A 24,681-nucleotide genomic window follows, 5' to 3' on the forward strand; every position below is an offset into this window, starting at 1 on the left:
TACACTAACCTTATTTTCGCTGTGAAAACGAGTTTAAAGCAATGTCCTCCTGTGCGCATCAGGGGGACGATGTTTAAGGCTTTACGACTCCGCCGTTTGGATCACCTGTTTTTGGTGCACCCTTGATCTTGTTGTACTCTGCGTACTCCTTGACCTGCGTACCGGTTACAAGTGCCTTGGTGCGTGTCTTTGAACCTGCGTCTACATGTGCTTCTGGAGTGAAGCGGATGTTAACTTTCTTGATGTTCTTGGCTGCAGAGAAATCCTTGATACTTTCTGCGCCTACACATTTCAGTGTGAGCTTGAATGAGCCTAGTCCTGCGATCTTTACGATCTTTGAGTCCTGAAGTTCGGCAGTCATCACCTCTGCAAGTTCTGTGAGTACCGCTAGTACATCACTCTTTTTAACTGTACAGTTTGCCTGAATCTTGTCAGCCATCCCAGCAAGTTCTGTTGTTCCGAGATAGACGGCACGAGCGTAAAACTTGTTATAGGTTTTCAGATTCTTTTTGTTCTTGTTCATGTAAACTTTGTAATTCAGCATGTTTCTTTTTCCTTTCGTTTTAAATTGTTTTTTTTACTGTTTGAGACTTGCTGAAAGCGTTATATATGTGCACCTATAATGTTCCTCCTTTCATTAAGCCCAGTCACCTGATTTTCAAATGACGATGCAAAGGTACTCGTATTTTTCCGAGCATGCAATGAAATGCTTGTTGGGGTGTTAGCCAAAGTAACATAAGGTCTGTTCTCCCGCTATTAAAGCATAGAAATAAATAACATATTTATATAGTTACCATTGCATTTACAGCGGAGTTATGTAATATTTCAGAGATAAATGTAATTATAATAACTAAATGTATTAACTTTGTAGCCAGAAGGAGACGCCGGATAGCTCTGCAGCCCTCTAAATAATCATTTTAAGATAAAAATCATGAATTGGATTATCTTGATTATTGCAGGACTCTGTGAAGTAGGCTTTTCCTACTGTCTTGGTCGTGCAAAATTATTAACAGGCACAGCATGGATGGCTTGGATGCTAGGCTTTATTATTTTTACCATCTTTAGTATGGCACTATTGGCAAAAGCCACTCAAACGTTGCCAATAGGAACAGTTTATCCTATATGGACAGGAATAGGAGCTGTAGGAACAGTTATTATTGGTATCTTATTTTTTGAAGAACCATTTACTTTAAAGAGACTGTTTTTTATTTCAACACTTATAATTTCTATTATTGGACTTAAATGTTTATGAACGATACTTTTAGACAAATGCGTCGCAAGCGCCAATTGCTGAGCGACAGCGAGACTATCAACATTCTTAATAGATGCACATCTGGGGTGCTAGCGCTTTTGGGAGATAACGAATACCCATATGCATTACCAATTAGTTATGTTTATGATGATAAGTGTATCTATTTTCATTCCGCAATTTCCGGACATAAAATTGATGCTATCACATCAAATGAAAAGTGTTCATTCTGCGTTATCGAGCAAGATAATGTAGTTCCTAGTGAGTTTACAACTTATTTTCGCAGTGTAATTGCATTTGGACGCATACATATAATACATGATGATGCTAGCAGAATGAAAGCTTTACAGATTTTAGGAAACCATTATAATCCAGGAGATGATGAAAATCTTCGTAAGGAAATAGAAAAAGGATGGTCACATGTTGCTGTCATGAAAATGGAAATAGATCATATTACGGGCAAAGAAGCGATTGAACTTGTTAGGTCAAGAGAAAATAAGGAATAATTGTTTCAATAATATGGAAAAGAGCAATCGTAAGACACCCATTTAATGTTTTACGATTGCTCTTAAATTAACCATTCAAGTTAGAATTGGACATCAATTCGAAGTTTGCCCCCTAATCCCCGTTCAACAATATCAAAAAGCGTTTTCAATGTGATATTTTCACTATCATTCTCAACTTTTGAGATAAAGGAACGTTTCTTGTCTATTTTAGTTGCAAGTTCCAACTGTGTCATTTTCAAATTTTCACGAGCAGTACGAAGTTTTACGCCTATACGAAGTGCTGCCATTTCGCTCTCCAATTTATCTCGCTTTGGAGTGCCAACAGTACCATAATACTTGTCTTTAATCTGATCTAATGTTTTTGTTTCCATATTACACTCCTTTCTTTTTGTCATTATAATATTCTGCCTTTATCCGTTCGGCGCGTTCAATTTCTCTTTTAGGTGTCTTCTGTGTCTTTTTCTGAAATCCACTTAGTAGCACTATTAGTTTATTGCCGTCAAAGAAACAAAATATGCGAAAGATATTTCCATTGAGTATCACTCTAACCTCAAATAGTCCTTCTGTACCTTCAATATACTTAAGATAGGTAACGGGAATTCGTTCAACCTGCTCTATAAGGTCGAGAATCTTAATAATCTTATCTTGGACCTTAGAGGATTGTTCCTTAAAAAAGTCTTCAAAATAGGATTTATAAGTGGTTACTTCTCGATATTTCATGTGTGCAAAGGTAATATATAAATTACATTCAAACAAGAATATCTTTAAAAAAATGATGATATATTTTTATCTAACGCTAATTTTCGGATAAAAATCGTTTTAAAAGAATACTCAATCTATTGCACAAAGAAACCCAATATGTCCCGCAGATCTCGCTGATTACGCAGATAAATCCCAAAACAGCACGAACAACCAACTGTCTTTCTCTGCGACCTAATGCAGCTTGCTGCATTCATCTGCGACCTCTGCGCTATCTGCGAGAGACAATGCCGTTCACATTGATAAAATAAATTTGCGAGAGAACATGAAGTTCATGCTGTTTGCAGTTTGTCTGCGAGAATCTGCGTTATCTGCGAGAGAATAATCACATAAGAGTACTCAATCAATTGCCAAAGAAGAAACCCCAATGTCTCTCGCAGATTACGCAGACAAACCTCCAAAAACACAACATCATTTCTCAGCGGGAGAACTCCCGTTCCCCTCGCGCACGTACATAGGGTTTTCAAGAAATACTAGCGTCTAAGCGTCTAGTCATTGATTATCAGCGTGCTACTTCATTAATCTTCATTAATCAAGTGTCACCAACGTGTCATTTGTAGCGATGTCATAACGGCGGGCTTTTCCCCTTGTCAGCTTAAACTTGTTTCTCATCAGAATATGCCCCACACGCATGATGTTGCTGTTGTTGATGCTGATGTTACGATACTTCGTTTTCATTTTCTGCACAATCTCCGTTGCTGTGAGACGCATCGCCTTCTCTTCTTTCGCAGGACGATGAAACATCTCAAAGAAGATGTCGTCCATGCAGTCAATCTGTAGGAAGTCGGCATTAGCAAGCTGAATCTGATGTTCCGCCTCGTTGTCGAAATATGTTCTCGCTCCCGATTTTATTTCCTCTACTGCCTGAGCATACATCTGTTCATAGTTCACAGCCGTACTTGTGTCTATGCGTTCCTTCACCCTGATACACATGTATCGTCGTGAACCAGTATAATCTATCAACGGTTGAGGATTATTGGTCGTACCGATGAAAGCAGCATATCGCTTGTGCTGCTGCGTGATGCTTTCATATAGATTTCTAAACTTCACGTCCACTGCCTGCAACATGTATTTAAGAAATGCCGTCTGACGTTTTGAAATACTGTCATATTCATCTATGTTTATCAGTATAAATCTGCTCAAAGCCTTCACGGCATCCTCCTTCTTCGTGAAGTCCACCCTGTCAGTATAGTAAATCTGCTGTTCGTCGGGGATGATCATTCGGCAAAATGTTGACTTGCCGTCTCCCTGTTCGCCTACCAACAGCGGAACAAGTGAATTACCGTGCATGGAGTTTCTGCGCATCCACTGGCTCACCATACTGATAAACCACAGATGGAAGTTCTTCACCCAGTCCTGGTTATCCGTTTTCACCCTTTGGGCAAATTTGTCTATGCGGTCCTCGCCATCCCATTTTGGCAGATAAGTTATCCAGTCGGCAATCGGGTCGTAATCTTCTGTGAATGATGATTCTATGAATCGCTTCACGTCCTTGTCCCATGCGTCAATACCCTCAGCCTTTGCGTTGATTGTTATCGTGTTGAGAACCTCTTTTGTAACCGAGTTCCACGAAAATATAAAACTGTCACGTTCCCTGTATTCGCAGTCGTTTGTGATCTCATTCTTGCGGAAAGCATATCTCACGGCAAGAAACGTGCGCAGCCTTTCCATGTCAATAGTCATCTTAGACACCGCACAGTCCGACTTTGGTGCACTCGTGTCATACACATTGCGGAAGCAGTTGCGCACGATATAATCAAAATTACAATATGGCGCATGTCGCATCAGTCTTTTGATGCAGAACTCCTCCGCAAGACCGTTACGCTGACAGTTTTTTGCAAGTTCCGTCACGATCTCGTCCATATCCATATCCACGGCATTGTTGATGAGATTCAGAAAGATTGTCTGAAACTTCGCCATTGCCATGTGCTGCTTTTCATAAAAAGGAATCACGCCACTTTCCCTGCCTGCATTGTAGCTTGTCTTCTTCATCTGATAGCGGATCTCACTTTTCACCCTTTTCTCCACGCCTTCATGGGGCTGCTGAAGAATCATCGGTATGGCACTGGCATTAAGAAATACGTGCTCGTCGGTACTTATTCTGCATACAGTCTGAGTCGTAGGCACTGTTCGCTCGCATTTGATGCCTAGTTCCGCCTCGTAGAATTTTGCACATGTGAAGTAGGCATGCTGATGAAAGAAGCAGATATCCTGTTCTGTCTGTGGCAGCGTACCGTCTGGCAGTGTAAATGCCACTACGATTTTCAGAGACTTCGCCGATGCTCCGGTAAAGCACATCAAAGTCTGAGGAAGTCCCTCTGCAAGAAACTTCAGATTGTTCAGCCAACCGTCTTCTGCCTTGAACGACAGCAAAACATAGCCAGTGTACTGTTTTCTGCACAAAGAAAACTGTATCTGTGGCAGTTCTGCCGTCTCAGCCAGCTTCATACCCGCAATATTGGGGTATGAGTTGAGGGCATATCGCAGTTTGTTGCACTGCTTTTGGTATTTTTCACCTCGAATCATGACAAACAAATCATCAAGACTCGTCAATTTTTGTTTGATTTCTTTTTTTGTCTTATACAAGACGTTGATTTTAGCTATATTCATTCTATTTTTTCGTTTTTATGAGTTAAAATTCCGTTCTACGACATCACATTTGCGTTTGTACGTGGAAACGTTTCTATTGCTACGACATAAAGTTTGCGTTTCATCGATCAAACGTTTCCGTTTCTACGTAGAAACGCCCCTGATTTTTGCCATTTTGTCGACAGTATGTTTTAATAAAATAGCATCTAATGCGTTGATTATCAGCAAATAAACGCTTCGACGCTTATTAATTTGTAAAACCTATGTATCATTTTCAAGTTCCCTGAGTATGCGCCTTACCCTAGAGGGTTTGATGTAGTACTGGTATTTACACTGGTTGCACACTTGTCGGTAAGTTCCAGACTTCATGCGTTCTAATTTCTGTTTAGGAAGTTCACGCCCGCATTTCTGGCATCTGATTGTTTCGGGGAGGGTTCCCCGATTGATAAATTTGACATATTCGTTGTTGTTTTAATTGTTAATACTTATGTTATTGCTCACTTTCTTTTCTTCTTTCCCTTTTGGTTCATAGCTTGCTCATTGCTTGTTCTTTCCTTGTTATTTGCTTGCTCTTTCCTTATGTGTTTAACGGCCGATTCTCTCGCTGATCTCGCTGATTACGCAGATAAAAGACAGTTAGGTCAAATAGATCTGCTAAAGCAGATGTCGCAGATTACGCTGAGAAAGACAGTTACCACATAGTGGATATACTGCTGTTCTTGCTGTTTTACTGCTCGTTCATTTCTTGCTCTTTCCTTGCTCTTCCCTTATATGTGAACGGCCGATTCTCTCGCAGATTTCGCAGATTCACGCAGACGAAAGACAGGTTGCTCAAATAGATCTGCTAAAGCAGATGCCGCAGAGAACGCTGACAAAGACAGATACCGCATAGTCGAGTTACTGCTGTTCTTGCTGTTTGCTGTTTATCTGCGAGAATCTGCGCTATCTGCGAGAGAATAATCACATGAGAGTACTCAATCAATTGTACTAAGAAACTCAATGTCTCTCGCTGATCTCGCTGATAATCGCAGACGAACCCCAAAACTACACTAACTACAAACTGTCTTTATCTGCGAAATAATGCAGCCTGCTGCGTTCCTCAGCATTATCTGCGGGAGACAATGTAGTTCATGCTGTTGGCCGTTTGTCTGCGTGAATCTGCGTAATCTGCGGGAGAATAATCACGTTAGAGTACTCAATCTATTGCACAAGAAAACCCCAAATGTTTCTCGCAGATCTCGCAGATTACGCAGACGAACCACAAGAACCACACCAACTGCAAACTGTCTTTCTCTGCGAGATAATGCAGCCTGCTGCATTCCTCTGCTTTATCTGCGGGAAACAAGTAGTTCGTGCTGTTGGCCGTTTGTCTGCGTGAATCTGCGTAATCTGCGGGAGATACGGCCGTTTATCATGTGAGTAATCTTGTATGCTAACCACATTTTCTCTGCGGGAGATACGGCCGTTCACTCAAATAAATCCAACTATATTAATCTGCGGGAGACAATGCCGTTAACGTTGAGACAAGGAGCTCTGCGGGAGAACTACTAGAACGGACATTCAGGCAGAGTAACTGGATTGAAGTCAATCTCCTGCGACGTGGCTTCATGCTTCGTCCAGTCGCTCTCATCCTCGCTGATTGGACTGTATGTCTTGTCGAAGTTCTGATTACAGCCAGCATACCGCATGGTGTCCGTGGAATACTTCAGCGCAACTGTACCCGTCTTTCCTATCTCATTCCAACGGCATTTGATGCAGTTCCAATACGTTACTTCCTTCAGTGGATCCTCATCCTTCTTTCTGTCCAGCCAGAACACGTAATCGCTCTTGTTTCCGAAGTCACTGCTACCGAAGATATCGTTGATGGTGAGCTTCGTCTTGTCGTCAAACTTGCGGGGATGGTGCATCATGAACACAGGCACTTTGTATTGATGGGCGAACTGCACTATCTTCATCAGCAGCATCGTGTACTTCATCGTGTCCGTGATGCCTGTCTGCTCAGGTAGTTGAATCCAGTTGAAAGGGTCTATTATCAGCATATCGCACAGTCCCTGGTAATACTCCTGCTGCGCTATGTGCAGAATGCCGTCGATGTCGTTGGTCACGTTTGCATCAATCTCACGGATATACTCCCTACAGATTTCCTTTCCTCGCTGATAAGCTGGCTCAATCAGCTTGCCCTTACTGAACTCCCTGCCCGTCATCACGTTGATCATCTCAGAATAGTGACGAGCCGTAGGATATTTCTCAGGACTGTAAACGAGGATGTGCGTGCCGTAAAGATGCACCATACTCATCATGATGAAGTTCATCATCGTTGACTTTCCACTGCCCGGAGCGGCAAAACCAAGATAGATCAGTCCGTCCTCAATCCTGAAGATATTGTTCAGCTTCGCCACGTGCAGGTCCTTCGCCTTTGGCAGTCCGTTCTCGTAAAGGTCATCAAGCTGCGACTCCACGCTGTCGAGTTCCACGAGTCCCGCAACGTTCATCTTCTTTGCGTGCTCAATGCACCACACCACGGCATCCCTGCCTTTCTCCATCAGCATCTGGTTGGCATCCTTGGCGCAGTGCATGTTATCCTCGCCCTCGTCGTCCTTCCATCTGTAAGTCCAGTCAACACTCTTCATCCGTGACTCCCCGAAGTAAGCAGCCACCTTGTTGCGTGCCTCAATACCAGGCTCGTCCGTATCTCCCGCATAGATGATCGTTGCACCACTGAAATAATCTTTGTACTTGTCGAAACATCGCAAATCGCTCTGTGCACCGTTGGGCAGACTCACTACCGCCTCATAGCCACATTCCACGCAGGCAGCCGTGTCCATCATGCCCTCTGTGATAAGTATCTGCGAGGCACCTATGGCACTGTTGATGTTATAAGGAATCTTCTCGCAGCCCTGTTCAAAGAAAAACTTCTTTTCAGTCTTTGAAGCCAGTTTAAACTGCACGTCAACGGTGTTGCTGCCGTCGATGAACGGAAATCCGATATACTCCTCCTTCGTCGCTCCGTGCTCAATCACCCTTGTTTTGATTCCAAGTTTATGCGCCGTCTCCGTGCTGATGCATCTGTATTTAAGATACTCCATCGTCTTTGTGCCGAAACTGGGCATGAAATAGTCAGCCGTAGGCAGGTTGTATTTCTTCTTGGCATACCGCTTTTCCTGTCCTTCCTTCCATGTCTTGAAATGGCTTTCAAGCAGAAACACCGTTCCGCATCTGAAGCAGTGTCCCCAACCAGTGTCAAGGTCAATACTCACGCAGTCGGAATTGGGCTTGTTGCCCTCGTGGCTGCTGCATTCAGGACACTTGCATCTTATCTTTCCACTTGTCTTTGCGCTTGTTGACCGTGATATCTGTAAATTCTCCTTTGCTACAACCTTGTGACCGTAGCCGTCATCATACGTCTGTGCCATGTCATTTCATATTATGAATTCGTTTATACTCGTCGTAATACTTAGACCGTGCAGCCATTTCAGGGTCCATCCTGAAATCACCAACAGGAATAAATTCAAGTTTTATCCAACTCCATATCGTGTTTGGATCAATCTGCCGTGGAGCATCAGGCGGTATAATCTGGTGGTGTGAATCATATCGTCTGCCGTTTTCCTTGTAGTCGTAATAATCGTCCTCGCAGCATTCCATGGCTGTCTTCCTTACCATTTCGTCGTATTTGTATTGCTTGTAGTATTCATCAAACGCCTCCCTTGTCTTGCGTCCCTGTTGTAGCAGATTACAGAAATACCATCTTGCATTTTCGTCCGTGTCAAAGGTCTTACCCTTTGCCTTACACTGCATGCCGAACCACTCAATACAGGCATCGGCAACAGTCTTGTCGGTAAGGTCGAGGCACGTAACTCCAGAAATGGACTTCACCCAGTCGGCGTCAGCAAATGATTTTTTGATAGAATCAGAAGAAGAACCAACGTTTGCGTTTACGTCGTCGCTTTTAATATTCGTAGTCGTAGACGAAGAATATTTTTTATCTTTATCTATATCTATATCTTCGCGCGGTTGCGCATGCGTGTACGTATTATGCTTATTGCCGTTTCGTTGATTTTGAATTGATTCATGATTCAATCTAGATTCATTTTGAATTGATTTATGATTCAATTTAGAATCATTTTCAATTCGATTTGAATTCAATTCATTTGCATCTTTTTTTGAAGTTTTACGCTTTGAATTTGAACCGTGTTTGGGTTCAGGTTCATCTTCTGAAGAAGAAGAATTCACGGTGAAATCAATATTCAATGTTTGGCAGAGTTCCTGACTATAAAAGATTTTATCCTCAACAACAAACAAGCCGTAGTTGTTGATGATATTGCGAATATAACTTGAAGACTTGTGAGCTTCAGCAGACAGGCTGCGCAGACTGCTTTTATTGTAAAGTCCCACACAGTTGTTGCACTTAGTGAGATAAATCAATATCATCATGTAAGTGCCGAAGCCGGTACTGCCTTCTTCATTGAGTAAATCTGCCATTTCTGGCATTGAGGTGATGTTACGGCGCACTTTAAGGAAAGGCGAATTCTTAGTTTGTTTTGATGTATAACTCATGATTCTTGTTAATGTTTAGCTGGATAATTTTCTATTCTCATTCTTCTGTTCTTTTCATCACGTTTAAGAGAAACGTGAATCCAGAAGATACCACATCTGTTGTATTCAAAAAGCAATTGATCGTAAACACAGTGAGCTGCAATAAAGTCAAAATATTTTCTGGCTATATATACGTTGTAGCAATGTATGTCAGCAGCTTCACCAAAAAGGTGCTGAGAGTTTCCAACTCCATTAACTCGCAGGTTAAGTACAGGGCAGCGGAAACCGCTGTTAATTTTGATTACGCCAAAGTTACGGCGTAAAGGTTCTAGGATTTTTTCACACAGATATTTTAAGTTTTCAATCTGTGTTGTGTCAGGTGTGTTGTCGATATTGTGGTTTATAGCAGTCTCGGAACGCATCATTTCATAAAGAGTAAAATGCTCAGAAAGCCTTTTCTCTTTTGCTTGTTCAAGTGTCATAATCTTGTTAAAAAAAAGGACAAAGCTACCGCTAGAGTGATTGTTCGTCATCCTTTAATTAGTGGCTAAAACTTAGTCTTTGTTTATGTTAATCGTTACATTTCATATAATAATAAAATAGGAATTTCTTTATTTGCCCCTACCTTTTGCAGTAGGGGCAAATGTAATTTAATGTGAGTTGTAGTTTCAGTCATAATAAACATATTTGATTGATTATTTCATATACAAATTTACGAAATATGCAAGCGATATAATGCGAAAAGTCAAAAACTTGAAAAAACCTAGTATGTTTTTGAAATTGTTTAACAGTCGAAACACTTTTTATATGATTTATACAACAAACTATTAGCTTCTTTCTTCCTTCTCTTTCTCATGTGAGCCAAGCTATCATAAGGATTCTTTGGTAATTTCTCACCAAACAAATCAAACAGCAGATTGCACGTTTCTATAAAATTAAGCATGTGCAAATTATCACCCTCTATAAGATTGTTTGCAGACAGAGCAAAGCATATTTCAATAAGTTCAGACTTTGTGCCACTCCAATAGTATTTTTGGTTGTTCATGTTATAAATGTTTTTGTTAATGATTATCTACTGCAAAGGTAGACACAATAAAAAAAGTGACAATGAAATAAACTGGATTAAACATTTATTTACATTGTTAAAAATTCCGTTAAGCCCTTTAAACAAAGACGATGACAGAGATTAACTTTTTTTAAAATAAACTGAAATCAGTTTATTTGCCACTTTTATGCACTTTTTATACTAAACTTAAATTTTACTACTTATCTATACTATCAATGGCATTATAATAAGCGTTTTTAAACGCCTGATAAGATTTATAATCATCAGCATTAAAGCCTAGTATGATAGCCAAGTCACGCTTTAGCTGTACTTTCAGCTTCTCATGATGAATGTATATTAAGTCTATGCAGGAGATAATTAACGTAAAAATATGCTTTAGACTTCCATACCTTTTATTAATACTAATATGTCGTATGTTATCAAGATCATCAACCCACGTCACGTAATTTTCTTTCTTCCAGAGTATATTAAGATTTTCTTTGAACATACTCTCTTTGCTGTCATCAATATAAAAGTTAAGCTCTTGAAAAATAGCTTTACTCTCTTTTTCAAGATTAGAAACTCGCTTGTCAAGTTTATCCTTTTCAATTAAAAATTCATCCATTACTTTTTCAATCTTTTTATCCACAACATTATTAATAACTCTCATTTCTTCTTCTGATAATTTATTATCCATTTAGTTTGCTTATTTAAAAATATGCAAGGAATATACAAATAATATGATAAATCTAAAAATGAAAACACTTTTTATTTTGATTTTTATCCGGGTTGTGCTACCTTTGTATATGACTACGTGGTGGGAGGAAAGCCAATACTCGTTTGCTTTTCTTGAAATAGTTTGTTTCGGGTAAGGGAAACGGACAAGGAACTGATAACAGAGTATTAAGAGAAGCCCGATTTAAAAGAAAATGCAATTCAAACCCATTTCTATACGATGATTTTCAGTTCGGTTGTTAATTATCATATTTATTGTAACATTCTGAAAAATGAACCTAAATAATATTTATGCCTTCATTTTCTTCAATAAGTCATCTGAAATTTGTATCTTTGCAAGTAAATATCAAAAAACTAAAAACAACAAGAATGACAAGTAAAATGCAACGAGATGAACTGCAATCCGCTATCTGGAAAATCGCCAACGAAGTACGCGGTGCTGTAGATGGTTGGGATTTTAAACAGTTTGTTTTAGGAACTCTTTTTTATCGATTCATTAGCGAAAACTTCACCAATTATATTGAAGGCGGTGACGAGAGCGTTGATTATGCAAACATGTCAGACGATTTTATCACCGATGAAATAAAAGATGATGCCACAAAAACTAAGGGATATTTTATATATCCTAGTCAGCTTTTTGTGAATATAGCAAAGAATGCCAATTCAAATACTAACTTAAATACTGATTTGGCAGCGATTTTCAATGCAATAGAAAGCTCAGCAAATGGCTACCCATCTGAACACGATATCAAGGGGCTGTTTGCAGATTTTGATACAACAAGCAATCGTTTAGGAAACACTGTTGAGGAGAAAAATAGGCGATTAGTTTCAGTAATCAACGGAGTGGCAAGTTTGAATTTTGGTAAGTTTGAAAACAACAAAATTGATCTCTTTGGTGATGCATACGAATACTTGATTTCCAAATATGCAGCTAATGCAGGAAAGTCTGGGGGGGAATTCTTTACTCCCACAAAAGTATCCAAGCTAATTGCACAATTGGCTATGCACAATCAGACATCAGTAAACAAGATATATGACCCTGCGTGTGGTTCCGGCTCTCTTTTGCTGCAAGCAAAGAAGCAGTTTGAGAAACATTTGATAGAACAAGGATTTTTTGGACAAGAAATAAATCACACAACATACAACTTGGCACGTATGAACATGTTTTTGCATAACATTAATTACGACAAGTTTGATATCGCATTGGGAGATACACTCATTAATCCAAAATTTGGCGAGGAAAAGCCTTTTGATGCCATTGTGTCAAATCCACCTTATTCTATAAATTGGGTTGGTAGTGATGACCCTACTTTAATAAACGATGATCGGTTTGCTCCAGCTGGCGTATTAGCTCCTAAATCAAAAGCCGACTTTGCATTTGTACTTCATGCACTCAGTTATCTTTCTGCCAGAGGAAGAGCTGCTATTGTATGCTTCCCTGGAATATTCTATCGTGGTGGAGCTGAAAAGAAGATAAGGAAGTATCTTGTGGATAACAACTTTGTGGAAACAGTTATATCCCTTGCTCCTAATCTTTTCTATGGCACAAGTATATCTGTTAATATTCTAGTACTTGCTAAGAATAAAAAAGAAACGTTTACACAATTCATTGATGCGAGTGGAGAAGATTTCTTCAAAAAAGAAACCAACAACAATGAACTGACTAATACACATATTGAAAAGATTATCGGCATATTCGATAAAAAAGAAGATGTAGAATATGTTGCGATATCTGTAGACAACAGTAAAATTGCAGAAAATGATTACAATCTCTCTGTAAGTTCTTATGTCGAGGCAAAAGATACGCATGAGGTGATTGATATTACTAAAGTAAATGCAGACGTTGCTAAAACAGTTAAACGAATTGATGTGCTACGTGCAGATATTGATGCTATCATAAAGGAGTTAGAGGCATGACATACTTAGAAAAATTATTAAATGGTGCAGAAGTGGGATGGAAACCATTAGGAGTTGTATGCAAAGTCATACGAGGTAAACGATTAACTAAAAGAGATTTGGTTCAGGATGGAAAATATCCTATATTTCATGGTGGATTAGAGCCTATTGGTTATTATAGTGAGAATAATCGATTGGCAAATTCTACGATGGTAATCAATGTTGGAGCATCTGCAGGAACAGTTGGTTTTTGTAAACATGATTTTTGGTCTTCTGATGGTTGCTTTTGCTTCTCACATAATGATACCATCAATCAGAGATACTTATTCTATGCGCTTCAGTCAATAGAAAAAACACTTAAATGCAATGTTAGAAAGGCTGGTATTCCGACATTGGATAATAAATATATTGAACGTGTTCTTATTCCTATTCCATGTTTGGAAAATAAGAAAAAATCGCTTGAGATTCAGGGTAACATTGTAGAAATACTCGATAAATTTACTACGCTGGAAGCGGAGCTGGAAGCGGAGCTGGAAGCGGAACTGGACTGCCGCAAAAAGCAGTATGAATACTACCGCAATAAATTATTATATTCTGATTTATCAATAGTTAACCCTAAGACAACTGATATCACCTATAAAACAGTGGGAGACATATTTGATATAAGAAACGGATATACCCCATCTAAAGCTAACATGGATTATTGGATGGAAGGTTCTATTCCTTGGTTTCGGATGGAAGATATTCGCACAAACGGGAGTATTCTTAATGATTCTATTCAGCATATAACACCTCATGCCATAAAAGGGAAAGGACTATTCAAGGCAAATAGCATCATTCTAGCTACAACCGCAACTATAGGTGTACATGCACTATTAAAAGTTGACTCTCTTGCAAACCAAAGATTTACAAATTTCTCTGTTCGTGAAGCACTGAAAGATAGCATTTTACCAGAATTCTTGTATTATTATTTTTTTGTGATAGATGAATGGTGCAAACAAAATGTATATATTAGTAGTTTTCCTTCTGTTGATATGGAAAAATTAAATAAACAATTGGTACCAATTCCTTCTCTTTCTGAGCAGCGACGCATTGTGTCTATTCTTAGTAAGTTTGATAAACTAACGACTTCTATCAGTGAAGGTTTGCCAAGGGAAATAGAATTGCGTAGAAAGCAATATGAATATTATCGAAATAAATTATTATCATTTACGAATACTAAAATAACAAAATAAATATGGGAAAGTCATTAACAGAAGTAGCTCAGAAGCTACAAAAAAACGAAAATAAAGTACAACTCATCTATGCTTTTAACGGCACAGGAAAAACACGCTTATCTCGCGCATATAAAGAATTGATATCTTCAGATGAAGAAGATGAAGCCCCCCAACAAAAAATTCTTTATTATAACGCCTTTACGGAAGATTTATTTTACTGGGATAATGATTTAGTAGAAGATGCAAATAGAACACTCATTATACGTGATAATAGCTTCACAAATTGGGTGTTAAATGAACAAGGACAAGAAGACAAAATTAAAACTAATTTTCAACGCTATACCAACGACAAATTAACACCAAACTTTAATAAAGATTATAACGAAGTTAGCTTCTCTGTTGAAGGAGGTAATGAGAATAAAATTGAAAATATTAAAATTTCAAAAGGCGAAGAAAGTTGCTTTGTTTGGTGTGTGTTTTACAGTTTACTCCTTGAGGTTCAGGCAACCTTAAAAGAATCTAATCCAGAAAACAAATCAACAACTATATTCGATAAACTAGAATATATTTTCATTGATGACCCTGTTAGCTCTCTGGATGAAAACCATCTTATAGAGTTAGCTGTAGATATAGCAGAATTGATAGGAAAATGTCCAAAAAAATTAAAATTTATCATTACGACACATAATGCTCTTTTTTACAATGTCCTATATAATGAACTTGGATTAAATCAAGGATATCTACTTGGCAAAAATGAAGATGGTACTTTTAACTTAGAAGAAAAAAAAGGTGCCTCTAACAAAAGTTTTTCATATCACTTATTTATAAAGAAGACTATAGAGGAAGCTATTCAGACAAACAGTATTCAGAGATATCACTTTACTCTACTACGAAATCTTTATGAAAAGACTGCTAATTTCTTAGGATACCCTCGTTGGTCAGAGTTGCTACCTGATGACAAAAAGGTCTATTACAAAAGAATCACGAACTTTGCTAGTCACTCTACATTATCAAATGAAACAGTAGCAGAACCAACAGAACCAGAAAAACAAACTGTAAAATTATTACTAACACATCTTAAAGAAAATTATAATTTTTGGGAGGAGGAATAAAAATGAGTCAATACAGCACTATAGCAGAATTGCAAAATTTTATAGTTCTTGACGACTATACAAAAAAAGCATTAGTAAATGAACCTCCAGCTGGTTATCAGACTGAGGCTGCTTTGGAACATGAACTTATAGAAGACTTGCAAAATCAAGGTTATGAATATCTTCCTAACCTTGTTACACCGAATGCATTGTTGGCAAATGTTAGAGAGCAACTGCAAACTCTAAATAATACTATCTTCACCGATGAAGAATGGTTGAGATTTGTTGAAGAGTACTTGGATTGCTCCAGTGACAATATAGTGGATAAGACACGAAAGATACAGAATAATTATATATATGACTTTGTATTTGACAATGGACGTATCCAAAATATATATTTAGTTGACAAAGAAAATGTTGCTCGCAACAAAGTTCAAGTCATTAACCAGTTTGAACAAACTGGATCACAAGCTAATAGATACGATGTTACAATATTGGTAAATGGATTACCAATGATTCAAGTTGAGTTGAAAAAAAGAGGTGTAGCGATACGTGAGGCATTCAATCAAGTGCATAGGTATAGTAAAGAAAGCTTTAATAGCGAATGTTCTTTGTTTAAATACTTGCAAATATTTGTTATCTCTAATGGTACAGATACCCGATATTTTGCTAATACTCTAAAGCGTAACAAAAACAGTTTCGACTTTACAATGAATTGGGCAAGATATGACAACACACTTATAAAAGATATTCAAGATTTTACAGCTACGTTTTTTCAGAAAAACACGCTGCTACAAATTCTACTTAAGTACTCGGTGTTTGACACTAACGACACCCTACTTATCATGCGTCCATATCAAATTGCTGCTACAGAACGCATTTTATGGAAAATCAAAAGTTCATATAATGCAAAAAAATGGGGAACGAAAGATGGCGGTGGATACATTTGGCACACTACTGGATCTGGTAAAACACTGACAAGTTTTAAAGCCTCCCAACTTGCTACACAACTTGAATTTCTTGATAAGGTATTCTTTGTTGTTGACCGTAAAGATTTGGACTATCAGACAATGAAAGAATATCAAAGGTTTTCACCAAATAGTGTAAATGGTTCGGTCAGCACATCAGGACTTAAAGATAATATAGAATCTGAAGATGATAAAATTATCGTAACCACGATTCAGAAACTCAATAATCTGATGAAGAGTGAGGACGGTCTAGAGATTTATCAAAAGCAGGTTGTTTTTATCTTTGATGAATGTCATCGTTCTCAATTCGGTGAAGCACAAAAGAATCTAAAAAGGAGATTCAAGAAATTCTATCAATTTGGATTTACAGGCACTCCTATCTTCCCAGAAAATGCTTCAGGTGAAAAAACTACTGAGGACGTATTTGGTGCTCAACTACATTCTTATGTCATCACTGATGCAATTAGAGATGAAAAAGTGCTAAAGTTCAAAGTTGACTATAACGATGTACGCCCTACATTTAAGAATATAGAAACAGAGCAAGATGAAGTCAAGCTAAGTGCTGCTGAAAACAACAAGTTATTACTTCACCCTGATCGCATAAAAGAAATATCAAAATACATATTACAGAACTTCCGAATCAAGACGCATAGAAATCAAGGAAGTAATAAAGGCTTTAATGCTATGTTTGCAGTAAACAGCGTTGAAGCAGCTAAATTGTATTATAAAGAACTAAATAAACTTCAAGAAGGAGTTGAAAAACCTATCAAAATAGCTACAATATTCTCTTTCGCCCCAAATGAAGAGCAAGATGCTATTGGCGATATTCATGAGGAGAATTTTGAACCTTCAGCAATGGATCTTAGTTCTAAAGAGTTTTTGTCAAAGGCAATAGACGATTACAACACAATGTTTAGAACAAATTACGGCATAGATAGTAAGGAGTTTCAAAACTATTATCGTGACTTGGCAAAAAGAGTGCAAGGACAAGAGATAGATCTTCTCATAGTAGTAGGCATGTTTCTTACAGGTTTCGATGCACCGACACTAAACACGTTGTTTGTTGACAAGAATCTGCGTTATCATGGTTTGATGCAGGCTTTTTCTCGCACCAACCGTATTTATGACGCAACAAAGACATTTGGCAATATTGTAACGTTTAGGAATTTAGAGGAGGCTACAATAGAAGCAATTCAACGATTTGCAGGCAATAATACAAGAGACGTGGTGCTTGAAAAGAGTTATAAAGAATATCTAGAAGGTTTCACAGAAATTGCCAATAGAGAAGCTCGTAAAGGATATATAGAGGTGGTTAAGGAATTGAATGAACAATTTCCTATCACAGAAGATATTAAAACTGAAGATGACAAAAAAAGTTTTGTTAAACTGTTCGGAGAATATCTACAAATAGAGAACATTCTGCAAAACTATGATGAGTTTACGCAACTTAAAGCATTTCAATTAATAGAAAAAGAGGACGATACTGCAATTGAAGCATTCAAAAAAGCTAACTTTTTGACAGACGAAGATATTGCAGCCATGAAGGATATTGATGTGCTGAAAGAAAGAACAGTACAAGATTATCGTTCAATGTATAATGATATTAGAGACTGGTTAACAAATGAAAGAGCAAGTAAAGCTACAGAAAAGTCAAAGGTTGATTGGGATGATGTTGTTTTTGAGGTTGACTTGCTTAAGTCGCAGGAAATAGACGTTAAGTATATTCTAGAAATAGCGTTTGAAAATAACAAAAAGGTCCTAAATAAAGAGACGTTAATTGATGAAATACGAGTCATCATTAGAGCCAGCATAGGAAACAGAGCTAAAGAGGGTCTGATTGTAGACTTTATAAAGGCAACTGACTTGGATTCCATTGCAGACAAGGCTAGTATCATCTCAGCTTTTGATTCGTATGCACAAAAAAAGTTAGACGAAAAAATTGATACTTTGATTAGCGACGAAAAACTGAATAATGACGCTGCAAGACGATATATTGAAACGTCTTTAAAGCGCAGGTATGCCAGTGAGAATGGAACTGATTTAAATGAAGCCTTACCAAAAATGAGTCCACTCAATCCGCAATATTTGACAAAGAAGCAAAGTGTTTTCAAAAAAATTGTTGAATTAATTGAAATATTTAAAGATATTCCTAAAAAGTAATAAGATTACCATTAATTTAGAAATATGGATGAATTAATTGAAAAGGCAAATATATATATAAGTAAAAGTCCACAAAATCAAAATGATGTTTTTTTAATTTTGTGTTCTTTGAATTTATTAAATGCTGCCATAAAAACAGCTGAGTACAAAAAAGTATTAAGTTATGGTATCATTAAACCATCAGTTTCAAAACTGGTGGAGTCCTGCGTTACAGACACAGACGATAAATTGACAGAAGACTTATACTATTCACAACAGCAAAAATGCATGTATATTCGCAGTTTGGGCTTTCAATTCAGTTTTCACAATATAACGATAACAAATAGTATAAAAGAGTTTATTGAATCTATTATTAATATTCCTATCAAATGGGATGGAATAAGATTGCAACCAATAGCTAAAGTATTATTTATTCTAGCAGAATATTTGGGAAAGGGAATTATTAGTGATCGTCAAATTAAAGAATTTCACAAATCACTATTTGATGTAAAATTCTACAATGAAATTGCCGATAGTGAAAAGTCTTTAGACAATAATAAACTAGCATCTCTCATAACAGAAATATGTGAGAATCGTTTATAATAATTATAACAGCTTTGCCATAATGTGCAAAGCTGTTATAATTATTATTTGCGTAATATTCGATTGAAATTATATCCGCTGCACTTAATCTGCGTAAATCAGCGCTATCTGCGAGAGACTATGCCTTTTATACATTGACAAAGAAGGCGAACTAAAACTCATGTCTATTTCCTGCAACATATTGGTGTTGGTCTCTTTGCAAATTACTTATACTATAAATATTTTTGTTCAAAAGTTGTACTTATACTCTTTTATTACTATATTTGTATTCTAAATTAAGCAAAGTTGGAAATAGCACTTTAAGAGTTATTTGCCTTTAGTGAAATATGTTATGATACAACCTTTTTAAATCAATTCATGATATTGCGACCAGAAAACTTCAGATTCTAACATAAACTAAAAAAACATTGAAATATGAAAAGAACTTATTTTTTAATCTTGTTATCTATCGTTAGCCTGTCTGCTTTTACCCAACAGATTAGCGAACAAGAGAAGGGTGTGAATAAAATGATGGAGCAGGCTGAAAGCTATATCCCTGATTTTCATCGCAAATCCGTCACAGCATCATATCCCATATTCAACGTACTAACAAAAAAGGAATATCGCAAGATTACTTTCTCACAGATGCCTACGTATAATCAGATAGACAAATACATAGATTTCGATCATTTAGAACTCGATTGTATTTTGGCAAAGACTCCTGAAGGTATTTGGGATTTATCAGGTGTATATGACAATTATGATTCTTTTTACTATTACAAAAGTGCAAATAATAAATTATTCGATTATTTGGATAGCATTAAACCTGACCGTGTATATCATCTTTTCGGACAATACTATTTCGTCTTAATAGAAAAAAACGGTCATCGGTATTTAATCAAGGAGATAAACAAACAATATCAGCCATGTGAAATAGTAGATATTGATCCTGAAATTGCATATTTTAATACATGGTATTTTCCTAACAAGTATAAAAAGTTACGAGTCTATACTAACTAAATTCTGATTCATTGTTCCAAGAACAATGTCACAACATTATGACCTAATGAAAGTTTAAATAATAAACTTGCTTTTGCTATTTAGGTGTAAGAAAGTGTTTGCATATTTACTCCACATTAAATAAGGTTACTTTACCAAATAACTATTTCGTTATTTCTATTTACAAGTTACAACTATTCTCACGCAGAGATTATGTTGTTCACGCAGATATTCTTTCTTTGCATGTACAAACGGCCGATTCTCCCCCAGATAGTGCAGATTCACGCAGACGAAATACAAATACAAAATAAATCATGTTTTTTGCGCAAATAACTAGGCTTTTACCGGATTTGGCTTATTAGCAGATATTATCTGCCAAAGAAATAGAAAGTAACATAAAGACAATACTTACTTTAATTAAGTAATAGTATCATATATAAATAAAGGATGACTAAGCTAATATCTATTAAATATCAGCGAAGCCATCCTTTGTTATTTAAGTAAGGACAAAATGTGCTTACATATTGTCACAAACTTCTTTCTCATTCTTTTTCACCTTCTCCCCTTTTTCAACAACACGTGCTGAATAGCCAAATTTAGTGAAACCCTGTAGCAGTTTGACCGGTGTAGTCTTATCTGCATCATACTGAATTGTAATAGTCTGATCAGGAATACTTGTATCGATCTTCTTTACTCCCTTTTCAAAACGCAGATTGCCCTTTATCTTGTTTTCACAATTTGCGCAATGCATTTGTGGAGTTGTTGTAACTACAACTGTCTTAATGTCTTTTGCAAAGCCTGCAACTGAGGCAAGCATTAATGCAAATAATAAAATATACTTCTTCATTTTTTTAATTATTTATATGGTTTATAATCTTCCTATGTTTACACGTATACCTAAATAGCCAACAGCACCATGAGAAGGTCCCCACACCATTGTTGGATCAAAAGTCTTACTCCATGGATTTTCTGCGTTGATGATGGTCTGCTTCTGGCGGAAACCTGTAAGATTCTCACCTCCTATATATACAGAGAAGTGGCGGAACCAACGTGTGACTTGTGCTGAAAGCTGCTCATAAGGATGGAAACGCTCTTCCCATGACATGTTGCCATTAGATAACTGATAAGGTTTTGGCATACGACCACCACCATTTAATTGTAGTGTTGCATCAAACTGCCATTTCCCTAATGGAGTTTTATAGCTAGCAGTAAGCAGTCCCTTATATTTGCTTGTAAGCGGCTTCTCCATCAACGTATTATTATAAGTAGTCTTGACATCATTAATTCTATAGGCGGCAGTAAGTTCCAGTCCTGTAAATAGAGGATAGCTAGCATCTATCTGAAATGTATTTGAATACGACTTTCCTGAAAGATTCTCTATTCTAATTTGCGTAGGATCACTATCATAGTCTATCACAGCCTGATTACCGAAACGAGTGTAATAATATTCAGCATTAAGTTTTAAATTCTTCCCTAGCAAAGGAATATTAAAAGAACTGCTGGCACTATAGTTCCAAGCACTTTCCTGACCCAAATCTCCTATCACTAGCTGTCTACCACTAGCAAGTAGATAATTATTCTCAGCCAAGGCATGAACAGTTCGATATCCCTTTCCTGCAGAAAGACGGAAACTTACTACATCGTTTGGAGCGAATTTCAAATGAAAACGAGGTGTTATAAACGTTCCGAACATACTGCTATGGTCAGCACGAATACCAGCCATGGCAACAAGCTTAGTAGAAAGACTATATGTGTATTGCGCATACACTCCTGGAGTAGTTTCCTTTTCGTTCTGGGCATTCAATCCCGCATTAGTCAATCGCTGTGACAGATAATCATGATTCAGCGATAGTCCTACAGAAAGGTTATGACTAGGCGTGAAGTTAGTCTCAAACATGATCTGAGCAAATGCATTCTTCTGGTTTACAGTATAATTTTTATCACCATATAAGCCATCACTCTGATGCATAGAAACATTACCCATGAGAGCAATATTGGTTCCATGTGACTTATCAAGAATAAAAGCATTTTTAAGATATCCTTCATATCGATTGTTAGTCACATCAATGTTATATATACGACCTAGATCCATAGAAGAGTGATTGGTTTGACCGCCTTCACGCTCCTCTTTTATAATGCCTATACCAGCATGAAAGATATTGTTATCACTCTTAACCTTCCACCTATTCTGAATGTTCCACTGCTTCACATTAGGATTATCAAGAAAGCCATCATGATTATCATCATGGTGCCCAAAGTCTTTCTGTTGATGCACTAACAACTCCGTACTTACTTCCTTGTTTACATGTATATTTGCATCAGCATTAAACTCTTGACGGCTTAAAGAATTTCCATACATATTTAATGTAAGTCCCTGATCAGCATCAGGTTTAAGATACTCCACATCAATCTGCCCCGTTATCCCCTCATAACCGTTGCGTACTGACGATAGTCCTTTTGATACCTGTATGCTGTTAATCCAAGTTCCAGGAACATAATCAAGAGAATATGGAAGAGCTGCCCCACGGAAGTTAGGCATATTTTCGGTCATCATCTGCACATAAGTACCACTAAGACCTAAAAGCTTAATCTGTTTGGCTCCTGTAGTAGCGTCAGAGTAATTAACATCAACAGAAGGATTAGTCGTGAAACTCTCACCAAGATTACAGCAAGCAGCCTTGAAAAGTTCTTCACGATTTATCTTCAAGCTGTTAACAGCTCCACTCATTCTACTTGTTCCAGCACGACGTGCAGTTATTGTTACATCACTGATATGATGTAATTTCATTGTATCGGCTTGCAATGAATCTTTGGTACTACCAAATACTGGTAGCCCAAGCATTATTGCAATGCCTGTAAAAATATATTTCATTTTATTTATAATTTTGATATTATACCATAAGTTTTACGGAAACGACCTTATAAAGACCGTTTCACAAAATAAAAACTGATACTATCAAAATCAAATGCGCAATACTTGAATAAAGTTAAGATACTCTCGTGGTGGTGATTCTCTCACCTCATAGAACACCTTAACGATCGTTTTGTTTAGAATGCATAATAACCATTCAGCAACAAAACCTGGTATAATGGCAAGAAGTGTTTGAACTGCATTAAAATCAAAAACAGTATGATGTGCAGCATTGGATGGCGATAACTGCACATGTTGAACACTCATACAATCAGAAGCTGGAGCACATCCCATATTAGATTTATCCATACAGGTTGCCGCCATCACATTACCACTATGCATGCAGCGCACTACATTAAAGCCCGTTCCCATTAAGAGAATAGTCATTGACAGTAGAACTGACGTCAATATGTGGATATACTTCTTCATTTCAGTTGCAAATATACTGCATTTTCTGCGAATCTAAAATACCATATAGTAGGTATTTTGAGAAATGAAACGCAAATTTAATACTAATTACGAATTACCTTTCACCAATCTAGGGGGAAATATAGAAACTTTATTGTTGCTAAATGCAACTCAAAATATCCTTATGAAATAGGAATTGATTATAAACTTAAACGGCAGTCCTCAGTGTAACTAATTGAGGTACAGCGTATACGCTCAATTAACTAATTTTAAGAAACACGCTATTATATATATTAAAAAACTTGCACATAATATCCTTTTTTTTTATATTTGCAAGAATTATACCTAAAAACACTTTTGTTTTAAAATACATTTATCAATTTTTCGACTATAAATATACGGCTATATCGGCAATGGCGACACCTTATGTCGTAATGATCATCACATCTAATTAAATTCAAAGTTGCTTTAATTTATTGTTATTATTATGAAACAAATTTCAATGTCAGTTTGCGTAGGAATCGCATGTTTCTGTTTATTATCTTGTTATTGTGATAAATACACTGTTGGTAATGTTTCAACTCATCAGGAAATAGTTCACGTGGCAAGTGTTCATAACGCCCATTTTATTTGGGGTGCATGTGTTAAGCATGATGCAACCAAGCACTATGTTGCTAATCTTGAGAACTATATTATCGAAAACAAGCGAACATTTGGAGATTTACTTGTATCTGGTATAACTTTAGGTATTTATACTCCAACAACGACCAAATTCTATGTACCAGAAAATAATTCGAATGCAATAGTTACTAAAAAGAAATTCCATAGTAAAGCATATAAAGGATATTTGAGTCATTAACACTCAAATACAGGCTAATATATATGAGCCTTTTTAAGTATAAGTAATTCTATACTAAATTAAGACAAAATGTGCTGAATATCAAAAACGATAGTCAGTACGTTTATTTTATTGTATACAACTTAGAGTTTGTGAAGACGCAACACCTATCTAATATTACATCATCTTTAACAAAAGTCTCATAGCTTTAATCTA

21 protein-coding genes are annotated in these 24,681 nt (G+C 37.0%); 9 read left to right on the forward strand and 12 right to left on the reverse strand.

Annotated features, from left to right (window positions below; genetic code table 11):
* Positions 1 to 73 precede the first annotated feature (73 nt).
* Positions 74 to 544 (reverse strand): HU family DNA-binding protein, encoded by a 471-nt coding sequence (locus HEQ28_RS04580; protein ID WP_434503991.1) that lies wholly within the window; start codon positions 542 to 544, stop codon positions 74 to 76.
* Between the two features lie 387 nt (positions 545 to 931).
* Here HEQ28_RS04580 and HEQ28_RS04585 point away from each other — a divergent pair, with 387 nt between their 5' ends.
* Positions 932 to 1,252 (forward strand): DMT family transporter, encoded by a 321-nt coding sequence (locus tag HEQ28_RS04585; protein WP_434503992.1) that lies wholly within the window; start codon positions 932 to 934, stop codon positions 1,250 to 1,252.
* Positions 1,249 to 1,755: a pyridoxamine 5'-phosphate oxidase family protein gene (locus HEQ28_RS04590; RefSeq protein WP_434503993.1), complete on the forward strand. Its 507-nt coding sequence runs from the start codon at positions 1,249 to 1,251 to the stop codon at positions 1,753 to 1,755. Before HEQ28_RS04585 ends, HEQ28_RS04590 begins: the two co-directional genes overlap by 4 nt.
* 80 nt (positions 1,756 to 1,835) lie before the next feature.
* On the opposite strand, the gene HEQ28_RS04595 is transcribed toward HEQ28_RS04590, so the two are convergent.
* The 8 genes from HEQ28_RS04595 to HEQ28_RS04630 all read right to left on the reverse strand — a co-directional run bounded on the left by HEQ28_RS04595 (position 1,836) and on the right by HEQ28_RS04630 (position 11,378).
* Positions 1,836 to 2,126 carry a helix-turn-helix domain-containing protein gene (locus tag HEQ28_RS04595; RefSeq protein ID WP_434503994.1) on the reverse strand — a complete coding sequence of 97 codons (291 nt, stop codon included), beginning with the start codon at positions 2,124 to 2,126 and terminating at the stop codon, positions 1,836 to 1,838.
* Between the two features lies 1 nt (position 2,127).
* Positions 2,128 to 2,475, reverse strand: coding sequence for a type II toxin-antitoxin system RelE/ParE family toxin (locus HEQ28_RS04600; RefSeq protein WP_434503995.1), 348 nt, complete (start codon positions 2,473 to 2,475; stop codon positions 2,128 to 2,130).
* A gap of 567 nt (positions 2,476 to 3,042) precedes the next feature.
* Entirely contained in the window at positions 3,043 to 5,124 is a 2,082-nt protein-coding gene (locus tag HEQ28_RS04605) for a VapE domain-containing protein (RefSeq protein WP_434503996.1), read from the reverse strand.
* 1,526 nt (positions 5,125 to 6,650) lie between these two features.
* The gene (locus HEQ28_RS04610) at positions 6,651 to 8,516 is read right to left on the reverse strand and encodes a bifunctional DNA primase/helicase (protein ID WP_434503997.1); all 1,866 of its coding nucleotides are present in this window, start codon (positions 8,514 to 8,516) and stop codon (positions 6,651 to 6,653) included.
* A gap of 1 nt (position 8,517) precedes the next feature.
* A complete protein-coding gene (locus HEQ28_RS04615; protein ID WP_434503998.1) occupies positions 8,518 to 9,657 on the reverse strand; it encodes a Lin1244/Lin1753 domain-containing protein in 1,140 nt (379 codons plus the stop codon).
* 8 nt (positions 9,658 to 9,665) lie between these two features.
* Complete coding sequence (locus HEQ28_RS04620; protein ID WP_434503999.1) at positions 9,666 to 10,118, reverse strand: D-Ala-D-Ala carboxypeptidase family metallohydrolase; 453 nt, start codon at positions 10,116 to 10,118, stop codon at positions 9,666 to 9,668.
* A 302-nt stretch (positions 10,119 to 10,420) separates the two neighbouring features.
* The gene (locus HEQ28_RS04625) at positions 10,421 to 10,681 is read right to left on the reverse strand and encodes an RteC domain-containing protein (RefSeq protein ID WP_434504000.1); all 261 of its coding nucleotides are present in this window, start codon (positions 10,679 to 10,681) and stop codon (positions 10,421 to 10,423) included.
* A 217-nt stretch (positions 10,682 to 10,898) separates the two neighbouring features.
* Positions 10,899 to 11,378: a hypothetical protein gene (locus HEQ28_RS04630; RefSeq protein WP_434504001.1), complete on the reverse strand. Its 480-nt coding sequence runs from the start codon at positions 11,376 to 11,378 to the stop codon at positions 10,899 to 10,901.
* Positions 11,379 to 11,785: 407 nt separating this feature from the next.
* Here HEQ28_RS04630 and HEQ28_RS04635 point away from each other — a divergent pair, with 407 nt between their 5' ends.
* The 6 genes from HEQ28_RS04635 (at position 11,786) to HEQ28_RS04660 (ending at position 20,329) form a co-directional block, all read left to right on the forward strand.
* The gene (locus HEQ28_RS04635) at positions 11,786 to 13,333 is read left to right on the forward strand and encodes a type I restriction-modification system subunit M (protein WP_434504002.1); all 1,548 of its coding nucleotides are present in this window, start codon (positions 11,786 to 11,788) and stop codon (positions 13,331 to 13,333) included.
* Positions 13,330 to 14,547: a restriction endonuclease subunit S gene (locus tag HEQ28_RS04640; protein WP_434504003.1), complete on the forward strand. Its 1,218-nt coding sequence runs from the start codon at positions 13,330 to 13,332 to the stop codon at positions 14,545 to 14,547. The genes HEQ28_RS04635 and HEQ28_RS04640 overlap by 4 nt, the downstream gene beginning before the upstream one ends.
* A 2-nt stretch (positions 14,548 to 14,549) precedes the next feature.
* Entirely contained in the window at positions 14,550 to 15,641 is a 1,092-nt protein-coding gene (locus HEQ28_RS04645; RefSeq protein ID WP_434504004.1) for an anticodon nuclease, read from the forward strand.
* A 2-nt stretch (positions 15,642 to 15,643) separates the two neighbouring features.
* Positions 15,644 to 18,748 (forward strand): type I restriction endonuclease subunit R, encoded by a 3,105-nt coding sequence (locus HEQ28_RS04650; protein ID WP_434504005.1) that lies wholly within the window; start codon positions 15,644 to 15,646, stop codon positions 18,746 to 18,748.
* A 24-nt stretch (positions 18,749 to 18,772) separates the two neighbouring features.
* Positions 18,773 to 19,330: a hypothetical protein gene (locus tag HEQ28_RS04655; protein WP_434504006.1), complete on the forward strand. Its 558-nt coding sequence runs from the start codon at positions 18,773 to 18,775 to the stop codon at positions 19,328 to 19,330.
* 414 nt (positions 19,331 to 19,744) lie between these two features.
* Positions 19,745 to 20,329: a hypothetical protein gene (locus HEQ28_RS04660; RefSeq protein WP_434504007.1), complete on the forward strand. Its 585-nt coding sequence runs from the start codon at positions 19,745 to 19,747 to the stop codon at positions 20,327 to 20,329.
* A 496-nt stretch (positions 20,330 to 20,825) separates the two neighbouring features.
* On the opposite strand, the gene HEQ28_RS04665 is transcribed toward HEQ28_RS04660, so the two are convergent.
* The 3 genes from HEQ28_RS04665 to HEQ28_RS04675 form a co-directional block, all read right to left on the reverse strand.
* Positions 20,826 to 21,155 (reverse strand): heavy-metal-associated domain-containing protein, encoded by a 330-nt coding sequence (locus HEQ28_RS04665; protein WP_434504008.1) that lies wholly within the window; start codon positions 21,153 to 21,155, stop codon positions 20,826 to 20,828.
* Positions 21,156 to 21,176: 21 nt separating this feature from the next.
* Positions 21,177 to 23,180, reverse strand: coding sequence for a TonB-dependent receptor plug domain-containing protein (locus HEQ28_RS04670; RefSeq protein WP_434504009.1), 2,004 nt, complete (start codon positions 23,178 to 23,180; stop codon positions 21,177 to 21,179).
* Between the two features lie 90 nt (positions 23,181 to 23,270).
* Positions 23,271 to 23,648, reverse strand: a complete 378-nt coding sequence (locus HEQ28_RS04675) for a hypothetical protein (RefSeq protein ID WP_434504010.1) — start codon at positions 23,646 to 23,648, stop codon at positions 23,271 to 23,273.
* Positions 23,649 to 24,114: 466 nt separating this feature from the next.
* On the opposite strand from HEQ28_RS04675, the gene HEQ28_RS04680 reads away from it, so the two are divergent.
* On the forward strand, positions 24,115 to 24,486 hold the full coding sequence (locus tag HEQ28_RS04680) for a Bor/Iss family lipoprotein (RefSeq protein WP_434504011.1): 372 nt from the start codon (positions 24,115 to 24,117) through the stop codon (positions 24,484 to 24,486).
* Positions 24,487 to 24,681 lie beyond the last annotated feature (195 nt).

It is taken from the genome of Prevotella sp. (genome assembly GCF_051059605.1).
Lineage (GTDB): Bacteria > Bacteroidota > Bacteroidia > Bacteroidales > Bacteroidaceae > Prevotella.

Coding starts and splice junctions, on each gene's coding strand:
- HEQ28_RS04680 (WP_434504011.1), top strand. CDS start 24,115: ATGAAACAAATTTCAATGTCAGTTTGCGTAGGAATCGCATGTTTCTGT.
- HEQ28_RS04625 (WP_434504000.1), bottom strand. CDS start 10,681: ATGAACAACCAAAAATACTATTGGAGTGGCACAAAGTCTGAACTTATT.
- HEQ28_RS04650 (WP_434504005.1), top strand. CDS start 15,644: ATGAGTCAATACAGCACTATAGCAGAATTGCAAAATTTTATAGTTCTT.
- HEQ28_RS04640 (WP_434504003.1), top strand. CDS start 13,330: ATGACATACTTAGAAAAATTATTAAATGGTGCAGAAGTGGGATGGAAA.
- HEQ28_RS04610 (WP_434503997.1), bottom strand. CDS start 8,516: ATGGCACAGACGTATGATGACGGCTACGGTCACAAGGTTGTAGCAAAG.
- HEQ28_RS04605 (WP_434503996.1), bottom strand. CDS start 5,124: ATGAATATAGCTAAAATCAACGTCTTGTATAAGACAAAAAAAGAAATC.
- HEQ28_RS04585 (WP_434503992.1), top strand. CDS start 932: ATGAATTGGATTATCTTGATTATTGCAGGACTCTGTGAAGTAGGCTTT.
- HEQ28_RS04595 (WP_434503994.1), bottom strand. CDS start 2,126: ATGGAAACAAAAACATTAGATCAGATTAAAGACAAGTATTATGGTACT.
- HEQ28_RS04660 (WP_434504007.1), top strand. CDS start 19,745: ATGAAAAGAACTTATTTTTTAATCTTGTTATCTATCGTTAGCCTGTCT.
- HEQ28_RS04580 (WP_434503991.1), bottom strand. CDS start 544: ATGCTGAATTACAAAGTTTACATGAACAAGAACAAAAAGAATCTGAAA.
- HEQ28_RS04630 (WP_434504001.1), bottom strand. CDS start 11,378: ATGGATAATAAATTATCAGAAGAAGAAATGAGAGTTATTAATAATGTT.
- HEQ28_RS04670 (WP_434504009.1), bottom strand. CDS start 23,180: ATGAAATATATTTTTACAGGCATTGCAATAATGCTTGGGCTACCAGTA.
- HEQ28_RS04645 (WP_434504004.1), top strand. CDS start 14,550: ATGGGAAAGTCATTAACAGAAGTAGCTCAGAAGCTACAAAAAAACGAA.
- HEQ28_RS04675 (WP_434504010.1), bottom strand. CDS start 23,648: ATGAAGAAGTATATCCACATATTGACGTCAGTTCTACTGTCAATGACT.
- HEQ28_RS04655 (WP_434504006.1), top strand. CDS start 18,773: ATGGATGAATTAATTGAAAAGGCAAATATATATATAAGTAAAAGTCCA.
- HEQ28_RS04665 (WP_434504008.1), bottom strand. CDS start 21,155: ATGAAGAAGTATATTTTATTATTTGCATTAATGCTTGCCTCAGTTGCA.
- HEQ28_RS04635 (WP_434504002.1), top strand. CDS start 11,786: ATGACAAGTAAAATGCAACGAGATGAACTGCAATCCGCTATCTGGAAA.
- HEQ28_RS04590 (WP_434503993.1), top strand. CDS start 1,249: ATGAACGATACTTTTAGACAAATGCGTCGCAAGCGCCAATTGCTGAGC.
- HEQ28_RS04600 (WP_434503995.1), bottom strand. CDS start 2,475: ATGAAATATCGAGAAGTAACCACTTATAAATCCTATTTTGAAGACTTT.
- HEQ28_RS04615 (WP_434503998.1), bottom strand. CDS start 9,657: ATGAGTTATACATCAAAACAAACTAAGAATTCGCCTTTCCTTAAAGTG.
- HEQ28_RS04620 (WP_434503999.1), bottom strand. CDS start 10,118: ATGACACTTGAACAAGCAAAAGAGAAAAGGCTTTCTGAGCATTTTACT.